The 2164-nt window shown below is 53.2% G+C and carries 1 protein-coding gene and 1 pseudogene; both read left to right on the plus strand.

All coding sequences use genetic code 11. From position 1 onward, the window contains the following. The first annotated feature begins 252 nt into the window (after positions 1-252). Complete coding sequence (locus VSS37_RS10470) at positions 253-1704, plus strand: hypothetical protein (RefSeq protein WP_324694990.1); 1452 nt, start codon at positions 253-255, stop codon at positions 1702-1704. Positions 1705-1853: 149 nt separating this feature from the next. After that, positions 1854-2164, plus strand: a pseudogene (locus tag VSS37_RS10475) (IS982 family transposase); the annotation flags it as partial.

The following is a 2164-nucleotide window of genomic DNA, read 5'->3' on the forward strand; positions in this document are numbered from 1 at the left end:
GGCAGGCCTTCGGGGCACCCCCAGCGGGGGACCAACACTTAACGCAGACATAGCCTTTTTTTAACCTGTTGACAGGGGCCGGCTAATGGGTGACCCCGCTCTGCGTACGGACCTTCGCTAGAAATGTCGGAAATTTTTACACTTGCGTTGCGTTGCGTTGCGTTAAGCTGTTGTTCTTGAATGACATGTTAATCATGGCAAGATATTTGCTTCCATGTGACTGTTTGTCTTTAAAGAGGGGAAGGTTTAGACATGTTGGAAAAATTGTTCTTCAACATTGCGGCGGCTCTGCTGATTGCTATGGCGGCATCGGGGGAAGCCATGGCAGATTCCGCAATAACCGTTTCCGGCTACGGCTCGGACTTGCATGCACCCTATGGGTATCAGGATATCGTCTATTCGGGAGTAGAACGGCATGTGGCTACCGTCGATTCCGGTTGGTACTCCGTACCAGTTGGACTGGGATATGTTGGTGAGTATCCGGCTCTCTACTACGGCTACGGTCTAGTGCTTATCGCCGTAGGTCTTGGCCTTCTGTGCGTGGTTTTTCGGCGCCGCGCAGCAACCGATATGGATCAATCGGTGAATGGTGTTGAAAGCCCTAAGAAGCTCCGCCACATGGATGCCGCCAGTACCAGCGTTTCCTTAAGTGCAGCCTTGTTGTTGTTTGTGGGTTCAAGCGCAAATGCTTATGTCTTGACTATGGTAAACGATGGCGTTCCCTGGCGGTTATCTGGGTATGCTGTCGACGCCTACGCGTCCGTCAACCCAGTGGAAGGAACCGATACGTTCTATGGAACTCCGGGTTCCACGGCGAGTTCGTCAGCAGCTTATGCCGAATTTGGCCTTCAGGCGCAAGCGCAGGCGGGCCCCGGGGCTGTCCACGTTGCAAGTCGTGCAGGCGCTTCCAGTCTTGGCTTTCACAGCGGCACAGGTGCTGGATGGGATGGTTTTTTCACGGTGAAGGGTGGTGATGGTCGCGTGCTTCCACTAGTTGCTGAGGCCACATTAACCGGATCCTACGAAGCGACTACCCCTGTTACAGGAGGTTTTGCTCTTGCCGAGGTCGGTTGGCAATTGAGAGGGTACGGCGTTAATGAGGGGAGCGCCGGGGTATATGTTGTTCGCGGAATCCCACTGTTTTATGCCACAGGAGCAGCTGCAGAGAGTACGACAACAGCAAGTCTTCGTATTTGCCCGAAGGTTTCCATTTCAGGTGTGAATTCAGAGCTGCCTTGTAGCACAATCAGCGCGGCGGTAAATTCATTCCAGGGATTTTTCGATTCGCTGAGATTTGATCTTGAAGGTAGCTTAGCGGCAATCGGCTACAATCCCGATGAGGGAGATTCAATAAGTTTTGACTCGACAGTATCGTGGAATACAAAGCTTCGCGTTCCAATCGAGACAGTTTCTTCCGGCTGGATGGGATTCTCTGCAGGGACCAGTACCCTTGCCTATATTGATGGAAATTCTGAGTCGAATTTCGGATCGACCTTGAAGCTTACCGGTTTTTTTGCAGAACCGGAAGTGCTCGAGGGTTTGAGTAACCTTAGTCTTGAATTTGCGGATGGTTCAGAGTTCTCGGTTCACCCCTTGGATTTCAGTAGGCCAGTCGACGAACCAGCCTCTTCTTGGGCACTGGGCTTGATGGCGCTAGCAGCCTCTCGCTGGCAGCGGAGACGCAAGCGCGGGGTTACCCATTAGCGCCCCTTGTGTCAATAGGTTAACGTCAGTTCGGGATAACGAAGCCAAAAATGTGGCGCTAACCCATTGATGAGAAACGGATGATCGTCAACGTTGTCTTGATTCATTGAGTGCATGACCTGATCAACCCCGTACACGGAGGCCTCATCATGGACGATCTGACCGAGACTGACTGCCGGATGGACGACTTTTACGAAGCGTTCGAACCTCAACTCAACGCCCGGCTGCTGACCGATGGCAAGCGCCATCGGTCGAGGAAAGGCAGCCTATCCGTGCCGGAGTTGATGACGCTGGTCGTGCTATTCCACCAGATTCGCTACCGACAGTTTAAATCCTTCTATCTGAACCCTGTTGGCCGATACCTGCGTAGCGAGTTTCCCCGACTACCCACCTATCAGCGATGTGTCGAGTGGCTGCCACGCTGCGCGATCGCCCTGGCCGCCCTGTTCGAGGAACTCAC

The sequence above is a fragment of the Candidatus Thiothrix phosphatis genome (assembly GCF_035668035.1).
Taxonomy (GTDB): domain Bacteria; phylum Pseudomonadota; class Gammaproteobacteria; order Thiotrichales; family Thiotrichaceae; genus Thiothrix; species Thiothrix phosphatis.